Source organism: Caldicellulosiruptor kronotskyensis 2002 (assembly GCF_000166775.1).
In the GTDB taxonomy this organism is placed as follows: domain Bacteria; phylum Bacillota; class Thermoanaerobacteria; order Caldicellulosiruptorales; family Caldicellulosiruptoraceae; genus Caldicellulosiruptor; species Caldicellulosiruptor kronotskyensis.
In genome coordinates, this window is the sequence record NC_014720.1 from 1,432,695 (window position 1) to 1,448,236 (window position 15,542).

12 protein-coding genes are annotated in these 15,542 nt (G+C 35.0%); all 12 read left to right on the plus strand.

What is annotated here, in order from left to right:
* Nucleotide 1: 1 nt before the first annotated feature.
* The 12 genes from purL (at nt 2) to uvrB (ending at nt 15,514) form a co-directional block, all read left to right on the plus strand.
* Entirely contained in the window at nt 2–2,194 is a 2,193-nt protein-coding gene (gene purL / locus CALKRO_RS06400) for a phosphoribosylformylglycinamidine synthase subunit PurL (RefSeq protein WP_013430233.1), read from the plus strand.
* Nucleotides 2,176–3,600 (plus strand): amidophosphoribosyltransferase, encoded by a 1,425-nt coding sequence (purF, locus tag CALKRO_RS06405; protein ID WP_013430234.1) that lies wholly within the window; start codon nt 2,176–2,178, stop codon nt 3,598–3,600. Before purL ends, purF begins: the two co-directional genes overlap by 19 nt.
* Nucleotides 3,601–3,603: 3 nt before the next feature.
* Nucleotides 3,604–4,629: a phosphoribosylformylglycinamidine cyclo-ligase gene (gene purM / locus CALKRO_RS06410; RefSeq protein ID WP_013430235.1), complete on the plus strand. Its 1,026-nt coding sequence runs from the start codon at nt 3,604–3,606 to the stop codon at nt 4,627–4,629.
* Entirely contained in the window at nt 4,626–5,282 is a 657-nt protein-coding gene (purN, locus tag CALKRO_RS06415; RefSeq protein ID WP_013430236.1) for a phosphoribosylglycinamide formyltransferase, read from the plus strand. Before purM ends, purN begins: the two co-directional genes overlap by 4 nt.
* Nucleotides 5,279–6,820 carry a bifunctional phosphoribosylaminoimidazolecarboxamide formyltransferase/IMP cyclohydrolase gene (gene purH, locus CALKRO_RS06420; RefSeq protein WP_013430237.1) on the plus strand — a complete coding sequence of 514 codons (1,542 nt, stop codon included), beginning with the start codon at nt 5,279–5,281 and terminating at the stop codon, nt 6,818–6,820. Before purN ends, purH begins: the two co-directional genes overlap by 4 nt.
* Nucleotides 6,821–6,841: 21 nt before the next feature.
* A complete protein-coding gene (purD, locus tag CALKRO_RS06425; RefSeq protein ID WP_013430238.1) occupies nt 6,842–8,104 on the plus strand; it encodes a phosphoribosylamine--glycine ligase in 1,263 nt (420 codons plus the stop codon).
* Nucleotides 8,105–8,184: 80 nt separating this feature from the next.
* Nucleotides 8,185–8,343 carry a rubredoxin gene (gene rd / locus CALKRO_RS06430; protein ID WP_013430239.1) on the plus strand — a complete coding sequence of 53 codons (159 nt, stop codon included), beginning with the start codon at nt 8,185–8,187 and terminating at the stop codon, nt 8,341–8,343.
* Between the two features lie 117 nt (nt 8,344–8,460).
* Nucleotides 8,461–9,753 carry a hypothetical protein gene (locus tag CALKRO_RS06435; RefSeq protein ID WP_013430240.1) on the plus strand — a complete coding sequence of 431 codons (1,293 nt, stop codon included), beginning with the start codon at nt 8,461–8,463 and terminating at the stop codon, nt 9,751–9,753.
* A complete protein-coding gene (gene polA / locus CALKRO_RS06440) occupies nt 9,750–12,302 on the plus strand; it encodes a DNA polymerase I (protein ID WP_013430241.1) in 2,553 nt (850 codons plus the stop codon). Before CALKRO_RS06435 ends, polA begins: the two co-directional genes overlap by 4 nt.
* Entirely contained in the window at nt 12,289–12,888 is a 600-nt protein-coding gene (gene coaE, locus CALKRO_RS06445; protein ID WP_013430242.1) for a dephospho-CoA kinase, read from the plus strand. The genes polA and coaE overlap by 14 nt, the downstream gene beginning before the upstream one ends.
* The gene (locus CALKRO_RS06450; RefSeq protein WP_013430243.1) at nt 12,885–13,448 is read left to right on the plus strand and encodes a lytic transglycosylase domain-containing protein; all 564 of its coding nucleotides are present in this window, start codon (nt 12,885–12,887) and stop codon (nt 13,446–13,448) included. The genes coaE and CALKRO_RS06450 overlap by 4 nt, the downstream gene beginning before the upstream one ends.
* A gap of 80 nt (nt 13,449–13,528) precedes the next feature.
* The gene (uvrB, locus tag CALKRO_RS06455; protein WP_013430244.1) at nt 13,529–15,514 is read left to right on the plus strand and encodes an excinuclease ABC subunit UvrB; all 1,986 of its coding nucleotides are present in this window, start codon (nt 13,529–13,531) and stop codon (nt 15,512–15,514) included.
* The last annotated feature ends 28 nt before the right edge of the window (nt 15,515–15,542 follow it).

Genomic DNA, 15,542 nt, shown 5'->3' on the forward strand with positions numbered 1-15,542 from the left:
TTTGAAAAAACATCTTTATGAAGAAGTGGGTCTGACATACGATGAGTATAAAATGATTGTAAAAATTCTGGGGCGAGAACCAAACGAGCTTGAGCTTAATCTTTTTGGGGTTATGTGGTCTGAGCATTGTGGGTATAAAAACTCAAAAGCATTTTTAAAGAATCTTCCTACAAAAGGTGAACATATCCTTCAAGGTCCAGGGGAAAATGCAGGGATTGTTGACATTGGTGATGGATATGCAGTGTGTTTTAAAGTAGAAAGTCACAATCACCCATCAGCAGTGGAACCGTATGAGGGTGCAGCAACAGGGGTTGGAGGAATAATACGAGATATATTTACAATGGGAGCAAGACCAATAGCTCTTTTGGATTCGCTCAAGTTTGGCAGTCTCAGTGATAGTAGAACAAAATACTTGTTTGAAGGTGTTGTAGCTGGTATTGCAGGATATGGCAACTGTGTGGGTATTCCCACTGTAGGTGGTGAGACTACGTTTGACCCTGTTTACAAAAACAATATCTTGGTCAATGTCATGTGTGTAGGTATTATGAAGAAAGATAAAATTTTCAAAGGGATTGCCCAGGGAGTAGGCAACTCTGTATTTTACGTTGGTCATACTACAGGCAGAGATGGAATGGGTGGGGCTACATTTGCTTCAACAGATCTTACAGCTGAATCAGAGGAGAAAAGGTCTGCTGTGCAGGTTGGAGACCCATTTATGGAAAAACTTCTTTTAGAAGCATGTTTAGAGCTTTTTCAAACAGATGCAGTTGTTGGTATTCAGGACATGGGTGCAGCTGGACTTACTTCTTCAACATGTGAAACAGCTGCAAGAGCAGGAACAGGCATTGAGATAGATGTAGCACTTGTTCCAAAAAGAGAAGAGGGTATGAACCCAATTGAGGTTATGCTTTCAGAGTCACAGGAGAGAATGCTTGTCATTGTTAAAAAAGAAAAGGAAGAAGAGGTATATAAAATATTTGAAAAATGGGGGCTTCATGCCGTAAAAATTGGAAAAGTTACAGATGATGGTATGCTAAGGGTTCTTGAAAATGGGAAGGTAATTGCAGAGGTTCCTGCAAAGGCACTTGCTCATGCGCCTGCTTATGTCAGAGAGATAAAAGAGCCAGCGATAATAAAAGAGGCTGAAAATTTTGATATATATTTAATTCCACAACCTAATGATTTAAACGAGGCAATCTGCAAGATGATTTCAAATCCTAACCTTGCAAGCAAAGAATATATATATCGACAATATGACCATATGGTCAGAACAGATACTGTCATAAGACCAGGTCATGATGCAAGTCTTTTGAGAATAAAAGGAACCAAAAAAGGTATTGCTGTCACAATAGATAGTAACGGCAGATACTGTTATTTAAATCCATATGAGGGAGTTCAGCTTGTGTTGGCAGAAAGTTATAGAAATATTGTAGCTGTGGGAGCAAAACCGCTTGCAATCACAGATGGACTTAACTTTGGAAATCCGCACTATCCGGAAATTTACTACCAGTTTGTCAAGACAATTGAAGGAATGAAAGTTGCATGCGAGTATTTCGAAACTCCTGTAACTGGCGGAAATGTATCATTCTATAACCAGTCAGAAGAAGGAGCTATTTACCCTACGCCTGTAATTGGAATGATAGGTATAATTGATGACATTGAAAAAGCTGTTGATATTTCATTTAAAAATGAAGGTGATTTGATAGCAGTTGTTGGTAAAACCTCAGATGATATAGGCGCAAGCGAATATTTAAGTTTTTATCATGGAATAGTTTCTGGTAGGGTGCCAAAACTCGATTTGAAGCTTCATAAAAGAGTATGTGATAAGGTCTTAGAATGTATCAAGGAAGGTCTTTTCAACTCTGTTCATGATATTTCAGACGGAGGTTTTGCAATTGCTCTTATAGAAAGTGCAATAAGAGGTTCAAAGGGTGCCGAATTACAAATAAAAACAAAGCTAAGAGAAGATTTTTATCTTTTCAGCGAAACACCGGGAAGGTTTGTGGTTACATTTAAAGAAGGTAATTTAAGAGAAATACAGGACATATTAGAAGATATTGAGTTTACTGTGGTAGGAAGAGTAACAGATGAGTATATAATAAATGGTAAAATAAATGATAAAGATATTCATTTGGACCTAAAAGAGATTGAGAGGATATATCAGGAGGCAATACCATGTGCTTTAAAGAGTTAGAGGAAAGTTTTAAAGACCATTGTGGAATATTTGGCATATATTGCCCGGATGGTAAACTTGATGTTGCAAAGATTACTTATTTTGGACTTTACGCTCTTCAACACAGAGGCCAGGAAAGCAGCGGTATTGCAGTAAATGACTCGGGGAATATTATCTATCACAAGGATAGTGGTCTTGTCAATGAAGTATTCAATGAGGTTGTGCTCAATCATCTCAAAGGATATTCTGCAATTGGTCACGTGAGGTATTCCACAACAGGCAAAAGTGACAGGGAAAATGCTCAGCCACTTGTTATAAAATACAGAAAAGGTCATATGGCTCTTGCACACAATGGCAATCTCGTCAATGCACATATAATAAGAGAGAAACTTGAGCAGGAAGGCGCAATCTTTCAGACAACTATTGATTCTGAAGTTATTGCAAGTTTGATTTCACGTAACAGGATAAAATCCGAAAATATAGAAGAAGCTATTTTAAAAACTATGAATGAAATAAAAGGGGCGTATTCTCTTTTGATTCTAACACCCAACAAACTTATTGCAGTAAGAGACCCTTATGGTCTAAGGCCACTTGTAATGGGAAAGATAAACAATAGTATTTGCTTTGCGTCAGAAACATGTGCTCTGGACACTATTGGAGCAGAATATATACGAGATGTCGAACCAGGAGAGATAATTTCGGTAAGTAGAAATGGTGTTAAGAGTATAAAATATGAAAATGGTACTAAACACTTATGTGTATTTGAATTTATCTATTTTGCAAGGGCTGATTCATACTTGGAAGGAATAAGTGTTTATGAAATAAGAAAAAGACTTGGAAAACAACTTTGCAAAGAGTCTTATGTTGACTGTGACATTGTAATTGGTGTACCAGATTCTGGGACAACTGCTGCTATTGGTTTTGCTGAAGAAGCTGGCATTCCGTTTTCAGAAGGTTTTATAAAGAATAGATATATAGGAAGAACATTTATAAAACCCGAGCAGACACAAAGAGAAATAGCGGTGAAAATAAAGCTCAATGTTTTAAAAAACAATGTGGCAGGCAAAAGAGTGGTTTTAATTGATGATTCTATCGTCAGGGGAACAACATCGCGAAAGATTATAAAAATGCTGCGGGATGCAGGGGCATCAGAGGTTCATCTGAGGATAAGTTCTCCTCCAGTTGTTTTTCCTTGTTACTACGGTATTGATACACCTGACAGGAAAGAACTAATTGCAGCAAACTACTCAACTGAGGAGATAGCAAGGATTTTAGGCGCTGACTCATTAGAGTACCTGAGCTTAAATGGGTTGAATGAGGTGTTTAATGGGGAAATCCATCAATTTTGTACAGCATGTTTTAGCGGAGAGTATGTAACAGAAATACCAGAGAATTTTAATAAATATATTCTTGAAGAGGGTGTTTGAAGAATGACCACATATAAAGATGCAGGAGTAAATATTGAAGAAGGTTACAAAGCGGTGAACTTGATTAAAAGTTTAGCGAGAGAAACTTTTGATTCAAATGTTATTACTGACATAGGTAGTTTTGGGAGTATGTATCTTTTGAATATTGGAAATTCTGAATATATTTTGGTTTCTGGCACAGATGGAGTTGGTACTAAACTGAAGATTGCGTTTTACCTTGATAAGCATGACAATGTTGGAATTGACTGTGTTGCCATGTGTGTCAATGACATTTTGTGTCACGGTGCAAAACCACTTTTCTTCTTAGACTATATTGCATGTGGTAAACTAAACAGTAGCAAGGTTGCAAACATCGTGAAAGGCATTGCTGAAGGTTGCAAAATGGCAGGATGCTCGCTTGTTGGCGGAGAGACTGCTGAGATGCCAGGATTTTATAAAGAAGATGAGTATGATTTGGCAGGGTTTGTTGTTGGAATTGTTGAAAGACAAAAAGCGGTGTGTGGCAAGGATGTAAACACAGGAGATGTATTAATTGGACTTGCTTCAAGTGGTGTTCACAGCAACGGTTATTCACTTGTGAGAAAAGTTTTTGGGATAGATGATAATCCAAAAGTGCTTGAAAAAATATATGAAGAGATTGGATTGTCCCTTGGGGAAGAGCTATTGAAGCCTACAAGGATATATGTAAAACCTGTTTTGAAAGTGCTTGAAAAAGTAAATGTTAAAGGAATAGCTCATATAACAGGCGGTGGATTTTTTGAAAATATACCTCGTGCTTTTCCGAAAGGTTACTCTGCCATCATCGAAAAAGGTAGTTGGGAAGTTCCTGCTATATTTAGGTTGATTCAGGAATATGGAAAAGTAGAAGAAAGAGAGATGTTTTCAACATTTAACATGGGAATAGGTATGATTCTGATAGTTTCTAAAGAAGGTGTGGATTTGACATTGAAGATTTTAGCACAAGAGAAAGTAAATGCATGGGTAATAGGTGCAATTCAAAAAGGTGAAGACGGAGTTGTTTTAAAATGAAAAAATTAGCTGTATTTGTTTCAGGTTCAGGTTCTAATCTTCAGGCAATCATTGACCAGATTAAAATTGGAGAGATACCAGCTACTATCTCATGTGTCATATCCAACAAAAAAGATGCATATGCACTTGAAAGGGCAAGAAAAAACGGTATTCAAGCAATTTATATATCCAGGAGAGATTTTCCTTCTTCTTTGGAGTATGAAAAATATTTGGTAAAGTTACTTAAATGTCAAAAAATTGATTACGTCATTTTAGCAGGTTTCCTTTATATATTTTCAGAGTATTTTGTGGAAGAATTTAAAAACAAAATTATAAACATTCATCCATCCTTGCTTCCAGCATTTGGTGGCAAAGGTATGTATGGTATAAACGTTCACAGAAGTGTATTAGAATATGGAATGAAGGTGACAGGTGCAACAGTCCACTTTGTTGATGCAGTACCAGACGGTGGTCCAATAATCTTGCAAAAAGCTATATATGTAAGGGAAGACGATACTCCTGAGACTCTTCAAAAGAGGGTACTTGAAGAGGTTGAATGGAAGATATATCCTTTAGCTATAAAGCTTCTTTGTGAAGATAAGATAGAAGTTGCAGGCAGAAAAGTTATCATAAAAGATAAGGAAATCTTAAAAAAGGTGGGAATTGAAATATGAACAAGAGGGCAATTATAAGTGTTTACGATAAAAACGGTATAGTGGAATTTGCAAAAAAGCTAAAAGAGTTTGGATATGACATTATCTCTACAGGCGGTACTATGAAGTATTTGACCGAAAATGGGATTGAGGTTATAAATATCTCTGATGTCACCCGTTTTCCAGAGATTTTGGATGGCAGAGTAAAGACTCTTCACCCAAATATTCACGCAGGAATTCTTGCAATGAAGGATAACAAAGAACATTTAGAAACTTTAAAGGCACTGGATATTCTGCCAATTGACATGGTTGTTGTTAACCTTTATCCGTTTAAAGAGACTATTTTCAAGAAAGATGTTACGCTTGATTACGTTATAGAAAATATAGATATAGGCGGGCCAACCATGATTCGAGCTGCTGCAAAAAATTTTAAATACACAACAGTTATAGTTGACCCTGAAGATTATGATATAGTAGCAATGGAAATAGAAAAAAACGGAGAAGTTTCTTATGAGACAAGATTTTATCTTGCCACAAAAGTTTTTGAATACACCTCTTATTATGATTCAATGATTTTTAACTATTTCAAACATGTAAGAAAAGACCAATCGTTTTCGAAGCATTTTACAGTTCCACTTGAACTTTTACAGAACTTAAGATATGGAGAAAATCCTCACCAGAAGGCATGTTTTTATAAGATATCGTTACCGTTCATCGAAACCTCTAATATTGTGAATTGTACACAGCTTCATGGTAAAGAACTTTCGTATAACAATATCCTTGACAGTGACAGTGCTATAGAACTTTTGAAGGAATTTGATGAACCCACATGTGTTGCTATAAAGCACAACAATCCATGTGCGGTGGCGTCAGCAGAGAATATTAATGAGGCTTACAAAAAGGTATATGAAAGTGACCCGATATCAATATTTGGCGGGATTGTTGCTTTCAACAGAAAGGTTGACAAAAATGTAGCAGAACAGCTCAAAAAGATATTTCTTGAAATTGTAATTGCTCCGGAATTTGACGAGGATGCTCTTTCCATTTTGTGTTCTAAAAAAGATTTGAGAGTTTTAAAATTAGCATCCTTAGAAAAGACTGATACTTTCTACGATATAAAATCTGTAAACGGCGGTGCTTTAGTACAAGAAAAGGATAGAATGCTTCTTGTAGACCAACTTCAGGTTGTCACGGAAAGAAAACCTTCAGAAAAGGAATTGGAAGATTTAATCTTTGCCTGGAAGGTTGTAAAACATGTGAAGTCAAATGCTATAGTTGTAGCAAAGGATAAAATGACCCTGGGTATTGGAATGGGTCAGACAAATAGAATATGGGCTGTTGAACATGCAATTTCAAGGTCACGATTTGATTTAAAAGGAGCAGTGCTTGCATCAGATGCATTTTTCCCATTTTCAGACAGTGTCGAGGCTGCGGGCAAAGCAGGAATTAGTGCTATTATTCAGCCAGGTGGTTCTATCCGCGACAAGGATTCAATTGAGATGGCAAACAGGTTCAATATAGCTATGGTATTCACAGGAATGAGACATTTTAGGCATTAAGAAAGAGGTGGAATTTTAGCCATGAGAGTGCTAATTGTAGGAAATGGTGGACGTGAACATGCTATTGCATGGAAGATATACAATGAAGGTTATAAAGAGTTGTTCTGCGTTCCAGGCAATGCAGGGATAAGCGAAATAGCACAGTGTGCTGATATTAAAGTAAATGAGTTTGAAAAAATAAGAGACTTTTGTATGGAGAAAGGAATAGATTTTGTAGTTATTGGTCCTGACAATCCACTGGCTGACGGGATTGTTGATTATCTTGAATCTTTTGGTATAAAGACGTTTGGACCTACAAAAGATGCTGCGATGATAGAAAGCAGTAAAGCTTTTGCAAAGGATTTGATGAAGAAATATGGAATTAAAACTGCAAGATATGAGGTGTTTACCAATATTGAAGATGCCGTAGGATTTGTAAATCAGACATCACAATATCCGGTTGTTATAAAGGCAGATGGTCTTGCTCTTGGCAAGGGTGTGATTATTGCAAATAACCAGCAAGAGGCAATTGATGCCTTGAATCTTATTATGAGAGAAAAAGTTTTTGGAGCTGCAGGCGACAAAGTGATTATCGAAGATTATCTTTTGGGCGAGGAAGTTTCAGTGTTTGTTGTTTCTGATGGCAAAGATATTGTTCCTCTTACAACAGCAAGAGACCACAAAAAGGCATTTGATGGTGATAAGGGACCAAATACAGGTGGAATGGGTGCTTTTTCACCATCTAAACTTGTCAATAAAGCTATTTTTGAGGATATATTAGAAAACATAATGCTCAGAGCAGTGTATGGCATGCGAAAGGAAGGGCGACCTTTCAAAGGAGTACTATATGGGGGGCTTATCCTGACAGAAGAGGGTCCAAAGGTTTTAGAATTTAATGCACGTTTCGGAGACCCTGAAGCACAAGCAATTTTGCCACTTATGAAAAGCGAACTTATGGAAATAATGGTAAAGGCGAGAGAAGGAAATTTAAGGGGTATGGATGTAAAGTTTGAACAAGAGTATTCTTTGTGTGTTGTGCTTGCATCAAAAGGATATCCAGACAAATATGAGATTGGCTTTGAAATTAGTGGGTTTGAAAGTCTTGATGAAAAGACCATATTGTTCCATGCAAATACGAAAAAGGAAGGCGGTAAGATAAAAACTGCTGGTGGAAGGGTGTTGAATGTAGTAAGAAGAGAAAAGACGCTAAAAGAAGCGAAAGAGAAGGTATATGAAGAGGTCAAAAAAATTCATTTTGAGAATATGTTCTATCGAACTGATATAGGTGATAAGGAGATTGAATAAAATTTGTGTTTTAAGAAGAGAAAAATGAGGTATAAATTATTTGACAGTTTAAATTTCTAAAAAAGGAGTGAGTATTTAAAGTGGAGATTTGGGTATGTAGTATATGTGGTTACGAGTACAATCCTGAAAATGGAGATCCAGAAAACGGTATTGCGCCAGGAACAAAGTTTGAGGATTTGCCAGACGATTGGGTTTGTCCTATTTGTGGTGTTGGCAAGGATATGTTTGAGAAAAAATAAGTTCGCAAAGTAAATCAGGAGTACCCTAAGTCATCTTTGTTGTTTTATTAGGATGGCTTAGGGTATTTTTATGGTATAATAATTTTTATAGGAATGCCAAAGAGGTATAAGAAAAGAATGATAGCAAACATTCCTTCATATATTTTTTTAAACGATGTATTTACACAGGCCGGTCGAGGTTTGAAAAAGGTTTGGTATGAAATCGTAAATGAAAAGGATGGTTTTACTATAAAGCTTTCTTTTACTGACAGCTGTGATGTTAATAATATAGGAGTGGCTTTTGACCTTCAAGAAGCAGAAATTGTTTTTATGCCAAACCTTCAAAGAGGAAAGAAAGGACTTGTGTGTAACAACTCAAATACACAAATTATCCTTTTGAAAACTAAGGATTCGTTTTTTCTATTAAAAGTTTGTGGTATTTTACAACTGGATGAAATATATTTGAGATTTGCAACAAAAATAAAAGAAAACTTATTGTGCATAGGGTTTTTCCATTCATTCTGGATAGATGAAAAACAGAATAGTTTTTGTTTTCAAAATTTACTACCAGTGTTAAGGATTAAAAAAGGCTCAAATATAAAGATAGAAGTCAAAGTACACAAAGGAAGTTCAATTTATTATTGCGTTGAAAACTTCAATCCAAGATTAAAATCTTTTGAAATAGGACTTAATTTAGAATTGGCAAACAATCCAAAATACATTGGCATAGTTGATATAATAAAGTATTCAAAAGTAGACATTGCGAGAAGGTACCGATTATCACTTAGTATTCCGGCAAAGATGTTAAAACTCTATTTTTTATATCTACCTAAAAAGCTTACGAATTTCGAGCTTTCCTATACGTCTTCGTTACAATTTTCCTGTTTTTATTATATAAAAATTTTAAGTAAACTTAGTAAAAGTGAAATTTTAAGACTTCAAGAAAGCATAGAACTATTATCCACAAAAGAAAATATTTATTTTAACTTTTACAATAAAAATCTTATGTTAACCTCAATAAAAACATATTATCATCTGCCTTATATTTTACTTCTTTATTCTAAGCTTTGTTCTTTGACAGGAAAAGAAATAAAAACTTTTATTGAAAGACTCATCGGTGAGATAGAATGGCATATTATAAGAAACAATAAATTTTTCACAGATGAGACTTTGATGAATATAGAAGAGTTTGATAAAAAATTTGAGAATGGAATATATCCAAATGAAACTCTAACAATATATACTTGTTATGAGTTGTACAGGTTTCTCTTTAACTACTATGAAGATTTAAGCTACTATAAAACAAGTAATGACTTAAAGGCTTTATTGTTTCTATACTATGATTTCAAGTTTGGACACTTTTATAAAAACAACTATTCATTCAAAAAAGAAGAACTTTTAAGAATTAATGAAAGGGAAGATAGAAAATGAAACTGGTTATATTCGATGGAAACAGCATTTTGTACAGAGCCTTTTTTGCTCTTCCTGAACTGACAACCTCAAATAATATTCCAACAAACGCTATTTATGGATTTGTAAATGTGATATTGAAATATTTAGAACAAGAAAAACCTGATTATGTTGCTGTAGCATTTGATAAAAAAGGAAGAGAGGCACGAAAAAGTGAATACCAAGAATACAAAGCAAACAGAAAACCTATGCCAGATAACCTTCAAGTACAAATCCCTTATGTTCGAGAGATTCTTTATGCCTTTAACATTCCAATAATTGAGTTTGAAGGATATGAAGCAGATGATGTAATCGGCTCACTTGTTAACCAGTTCAAAAATACTGGTTTGGATATTGTTATTATTACGGGTGATAGGGATACTCTTCAATTACTTGACAAAAACGTAGTTGTAAAAATTGTTTCAACCAAGTTTGACAGAACAATGGAAGATTTGTACACCATTGAAAACATAAAAGAAAAATATGGGGTTTGGGCAAATCAAGTGCCTGATTACAAAGCGCTTGTTGGAGACCAATCAGATAACATTCCCGGGGTAAAGGGAATTGGCGAAAAGAGTGCCCAGAAGCTCTTGGAAGAGTACTCATCCTTAGAAGAGATATACCAAAATTTAGATAAAATTAAAAGTTCCATTCGTGAAAAGTTAGAGGCAGGAAAAGATATGGCGTTTTTATCCAAGCGCTTAGCAACAATTGTATGTGATTTACCACTAAATGTTAAACTTGAAGACCTAAGAACAAAAGAGTGGAACAAGGAAAGGCTCTATGAGATTTTGGTGCAGTTAGAGTTCAAAAGCATAATAAAACGGTTAGGACTATCAGAAGTTGTTCAATTTGAATTTGTTCAGCAGCGAACCGATATACCTGACGTTGAACAAAAAGAGCTTGAAAGTATTTCACAAATAAGATCAAAAGAGATTCCATTAATGTTTGTCCAGGGCGAAAAATGTTTTTATTTATATGATCAAGAAAGTAATACTGTATTTGTAACAAGTAATAAACTTTTGATAGAGGAGATTTTAAAAAGTGACACTGTGAAAATTGTGTATGATTTGAAAAATATATTTCATCAACTCAACCTGGAAGACACTAATAATATTAAAAATTGCGAAGATGTAATGATTGCTTCCTATGTTCTTGACAGCACAAGAAGTTCATATGAGTTAGAAACGTTGTTTGTATCTTACTTGAACACTGAGATAGAAGCTGTAAGAAAAGACAAGAAAATAGTCTCTGTGGTACTTCTAAAACGGTTATGGGACGAGCTTTTAAGATTAATAGATTTAAATTCATGCCAGTTTTTATATGAGAATATAGAAAGACCTCTTATCCCAGTTCTATATGAAATGGAAAAAACAGGATTTAAGGTGGATAGAGATGCCCTTATCCAGTATACCAAAGAGATTGAAAACAAAATATTAAAACTTGAAACGCAGATATACCAGATTGCAGGTGAGTGGTTTAACATAAATTCACCGAAACAGCTTTCTTACATTTTGTTTGAAAAGCTAAAACTTCCTGTAATAAAGAAGACAAAAACAGGATATTCCACTGATGCCGAGGTTTTAGAAGAGCTTTTTGACAAACATGAAATAGTTCCTCTTATTTTGGATTACAGGATGTATACAAAGATACTGACAACTTACTGTCAGGGATTACTACAGGCAATAAATCCTTCTTCGGGTAGAGTTCATACAACCTTTATCCAAACAGGTACAGCCACAGGAAGACTTGCAAGCAGCGATCCTAATTTACAAAATATACCTGTAAAATATGATGAGGGGAAATTGATACGAAAGGTTTTTGTACCTGAAGGTGGACATGTACTGATTGATGCAGATTATTCCCAAATTGAACTGAGAATACTTGCCCATATTTCTGAAGATGAAAGACTTATAAGTGCTTTCAAAAATAATGTTGACATTCATTCTCAGACAGCAGCTGAGGTTTTTGGTGTAGACATAGCCGATGTTACTCCAGAGATGAGAAGTCAAGCTAAAGCAGTAAATTTTGGTATAGTTTATGGGATTTCTGATTATGGTCTTGCAAGGGATATTAAAATTTCCAGGAAAGAAGCTGCAGAGTTTATAAACAGGTATTTTGAGCGTTATCCCAAAGTTAAAGAGTATATAGATAATACTGTTAAGTTTGCTCGTGATAATGGATTTGTTTTGACTTTATTTAATAGAAAGAGATATATAAAAGACATAAAATCTACAAACAGAAACTTGAGGGGTTATGCAGAAAGGATTGCAATGAATTCGCCAATTCAGGGCAGTGCTGCTGATATCATGAAATTGGCAATGATTAAGGTTTATCAGAAACTTAAAGAAAACAATCTCAAATCAAAAATAATTTTGCAGGTACACGATGAGCTTTTAATTGAAGCCCCATACGAAGAAAAGGATATAGTAAAGGAAATAGTAAAAAGAGAAATGGAAAATGCGGTAACTTTAAAAGTACCTTTGGTAGTTGAAGTAAAAGAAGGACTGAACTGGTATGAGACAAAATAGAGTTTTGGGAATCACAGGGAAGATATGTTCGGGTAAGAGTACCATCAGTAGCATATTAGCGCAAAGTTATGGCTTTAAAGTAGTTGATGTTGATAAAGAATATCATACCCTTTTGGAAAAAAACGAAGAACTCAAAAAAAAGTTAACTGATGTTTTTGGGGAAGAAATATTGGTATCAGGGAAAATAGATCGAAACAGATTGAGAGCTTTGGTAACTGCTGACAAATCCCGTTTTGAGGTTCTAAATAAGATAACTCATAAATTTATTTTCGAAAGGGTAAACTATTTGGTTTTAGAGGTCTTTAAAGAATACCCAACTGTCATAGATGCTGCGCTTTTATTTGAAATAGGACTCAATAAACTCTGTTCTGTTGTATGGTTTGTTGAAGCAGAAGAAAATATATTGATTGAGAGAATAATAAAAAGAAATGGATGGAGTGAAAAGGAAATAAAATCTTTTTTAGAAAAACAAAAAATACTGGAGAGCTATAAGAATCTTGCTAATAGGGTTATTGTGAATAATTTTGATATTGAAGAATTAAAAAGTTTAATAAGAAAATATCTAAAAGAGGATGGATTGATTTGAAGAAGAAGGTTATAATAATAGTCTTACTACTTGTTCTTCTTTTATTTTTTGAAAGATTTTATTTTTTTGTTCTAAAGCAAATATATCCACTAAAGTTTTCTGAAAGCATAAGTAAATATAGCAGTGAAATAGGAGTAGATCCATATTTGATATGTGCGATAATAAAATCTGAAAGTAACTTTAACCAGTATGCAGTTTCAAAAAAAGGCGCTGTGGGACTTATGCAGCTTTCGCCTTCAACTGCAAAGTGGGTTGCTCAAAAGCTTAAAACGGAATACGTAGAAGAGAATCTCTATGATCCTGATTACAATATAAGGCTTGGTTCGTGGTATATAAAATATCTTATAGACTACTACTCTGGTGATACAAAGCTTGCAGTTGCAGCTTACAATGCTGGCATGACAAATGTAAATAAATGGCTTTCGATTAGAAAAAGAAGCACTATTGAAATAACAGAAATTCCTTTTAAAGAGACAAACCATTTTGTAAAAAGAGTTTTTAAGAGTTACGAGATGTACAAAAAACTTTATCCAAAAGCATTTAAAAATACAGATTATTAAGGAAAGCGCGGCACAGATTTTCCAAACATACGTTTGAAAATTGATGATTAATAAGATAAAATAAAATTTGGTGATTTAAGATGAAAAAATTTAAACTTGTTTCAGACTTCAAACCAACTGGTGACCAGCCAAAAGCAATAGAGATGTTAACAGAAGGCATTTTAAAGGGAGAAAAGTTTCAGACACTTTTAGGTGTTACAGGGTCTGGCAAAACATTCACAATGGCAAAGGTCATAGAGAATGTTCAAAGACCCACGCTTGTGCTGGCACATAACAAGACTTTAGCAGCACAGCTTTGTAGTGAGTTTAGAGAATTTTTCCCAGAAAATGCAGTGGAATTCTTTGTAAGTTACTATGACTATTATCAGCCTGAAGCTTATATTCCAGAAACTGACACGTATATTGAAAAGGATTCATCTATAAATGAAGAGATTGACAAACTCAGACACTCAGCTACATCTGCCTTATTTGAAAGAAGAGATGTTATAATTGTTGCAAGTGTATCATGTATTTACAGTTTGGGCAGTCCTGAAGATTATTTAAATCTTACTATTTCGTTGCGCCCCGGCATGACAAAAGACAGAGATGAGGTTATAAGAGACCTTATAAGAATGCAATATGAAAGAAATGACATTGATTTTAGAAGAGGAAGATTTAGAGTAAGAGGAGACGTACTCGAAGTTTTCCCTGCATCTAATACAGACAGGGCGATAAGAATAGAATTTTTTGGGGATGAGATAGAAAGAATCACAGAGTTTGATGTTGTAACAGGTGAAGTAATTGGTCGAAGAAACCATGTTGCAATTTTTCCAGCATCCCACTATGTGACAACTGCTGAGAAATTGAAAAGAGCGATAAAAAGTATAGAAGAAGAACTTGAACAAAGGCTAAAAGAGCTAAGAAGTATGGGTAAGCTTGTTGAGGCTCAGAGGCTTGAGCAGAGAACGCGCTATGACATAGAGATGCTTCAGGAGATGGGTTTTTGTAAAGGGATAGAGAACTATTCAAGGCATTTAACTGGCAGACCACCTGGAAGTCCACCGTATACTTTGCTTGATTATTTTCCAAATGATTTCATAATGTTCATTGATGAGTCGCATGTTACAATACCTCAAGTAAGAGCTATGTACAATGGGGACAAAGCAAGAAAAGATACCCTTGTAGAATATGGTTTTAGACTTCCATCTGCTTATGATAACAGACCATTGACATTTGAAGAGTTCGAAGAAAAGCTCAACCAAGTAATTTTCGTAAGTGCAACACCCGGACCGTATGAACTCAAAAAATCTTCACGTATTGTTGAACAAATTATAAGACCGACAGGACTTGTTGACCCTGAAATTGAGGTTCATCCTGTACAAGGTCAGATTGACCATCTGATTGGCGAGATACGAAAAAGAGTGGAAAAGAACCAGAGAGTTCTTGTCACTACTCTTACCAAGAAGATGGCTGAAAGCCTTACTGAGTATTTAAAAGATGTGGGAATCAGGGTCAGATATATGCATTCAGACATAGACACAATTGAGCGTATGCAGATTATCAGAGATTTACGACTTGGAAAATTTGATGTTTTAGTAGGGATAAATTTGCTCAGAGAAGGTCTTGACCTTCCTGAGGTGTCACTTGTTGCCATTTTAGATGCTGACAAGGAAGGTTTTTTGAGGTCAGAAACTTCGCTTATCCAGACAATTGGACGTGCTGCAAGAAATGTTGATGGAAAGGTTATAATGTATGCAGATAGAATCACAAACGCTATGCAAAAAGCTATTGATGAGACAAACAGACGTAGGAAAATCCAAATAGAATATAATCAAAAACACGGTATTGTACCTCAAACTGTAAGAAAAGGTATAAGGCAGATAATTGAAGCGACAGTGTCTGTGGCTGAAGAGGAAGAGAAATACGAAGTTGTGGAGAAAGAGATTGTAGAAAATATGACAAAGGAAGAGATAGAAGAATATATCAAGGAACTTGAACAGGAGATGAAAAAGCTTGCTATAGAACTTGAGTTTGAAAAGGCTGCAAAAGTAAGGGACAAAATATTTGAACTCAAAAAACTTCTTTAATGGCTTTATTGCTTGGAGGAGAAAAAGA

Excerpts from the sequence above, each read along its gene's own strand:
- purF (WP_013430234.1), top strand. The coding sequence starts at position 2,176 with ATGTGCTTTAAAGAGTTAGAGGAAAGTTTTAAAGACCATTGTGGAATA.
- purM (WP_013430235.1), top strand. The coding sequence starts at position 3,604 with ATGACCACATATAAAGATGCAGGAGTAAATATTGAAGAAGGTTACAAA.
- purN (WP_013430236.1), top strand. The coding sequence starts at position 4,626 with ATGAAAAAATTAGCTGTATTTGTTTCAGGTTCAGGTTCTAATCTTCAG.
- purH (WP_013430237.1), top strand. The coding sequence starts at position 5,279 with ATGAACAAGAGGGCAATTATAAGTGTTTACGATAAAAACGGTATAGTG.
- purD (WP_013430238.1), top strand. The coding sequence starts at position 6,842 with ATGAGAGTGCTAATTGTAGGAAATGGTGGACGTGAACATGCTATTGCA.
- CALKRO_RS06435 (WP_013430240.1), top strand. The coding sequence starts at position 8,461 with ATGATAGCAAACATTCCTTCATATATTTTTTTAAACGATGTATTTACA.
- polA (WP_013430241.1), top strand. The coding sequence starts at position 9,750 with ATGAAACTGGTTATATTCGATGGAAACAGCATTTTGTACAGAGCCTTT.
- coaE (WP_013430242.1), top strand. The coding sequence starts at position 12,289 with ATGAGACAAAATAGAGTTTTGGGAATCACAGGGAAGATATGTTCGGGT.
- uvrB (WP_013430244.1), top strand. The coding sequence starts at position 13,529 with ATGAAAAAATTTAAACTTGTTTCAGACTTCAAACCAACTGGTGACCAG.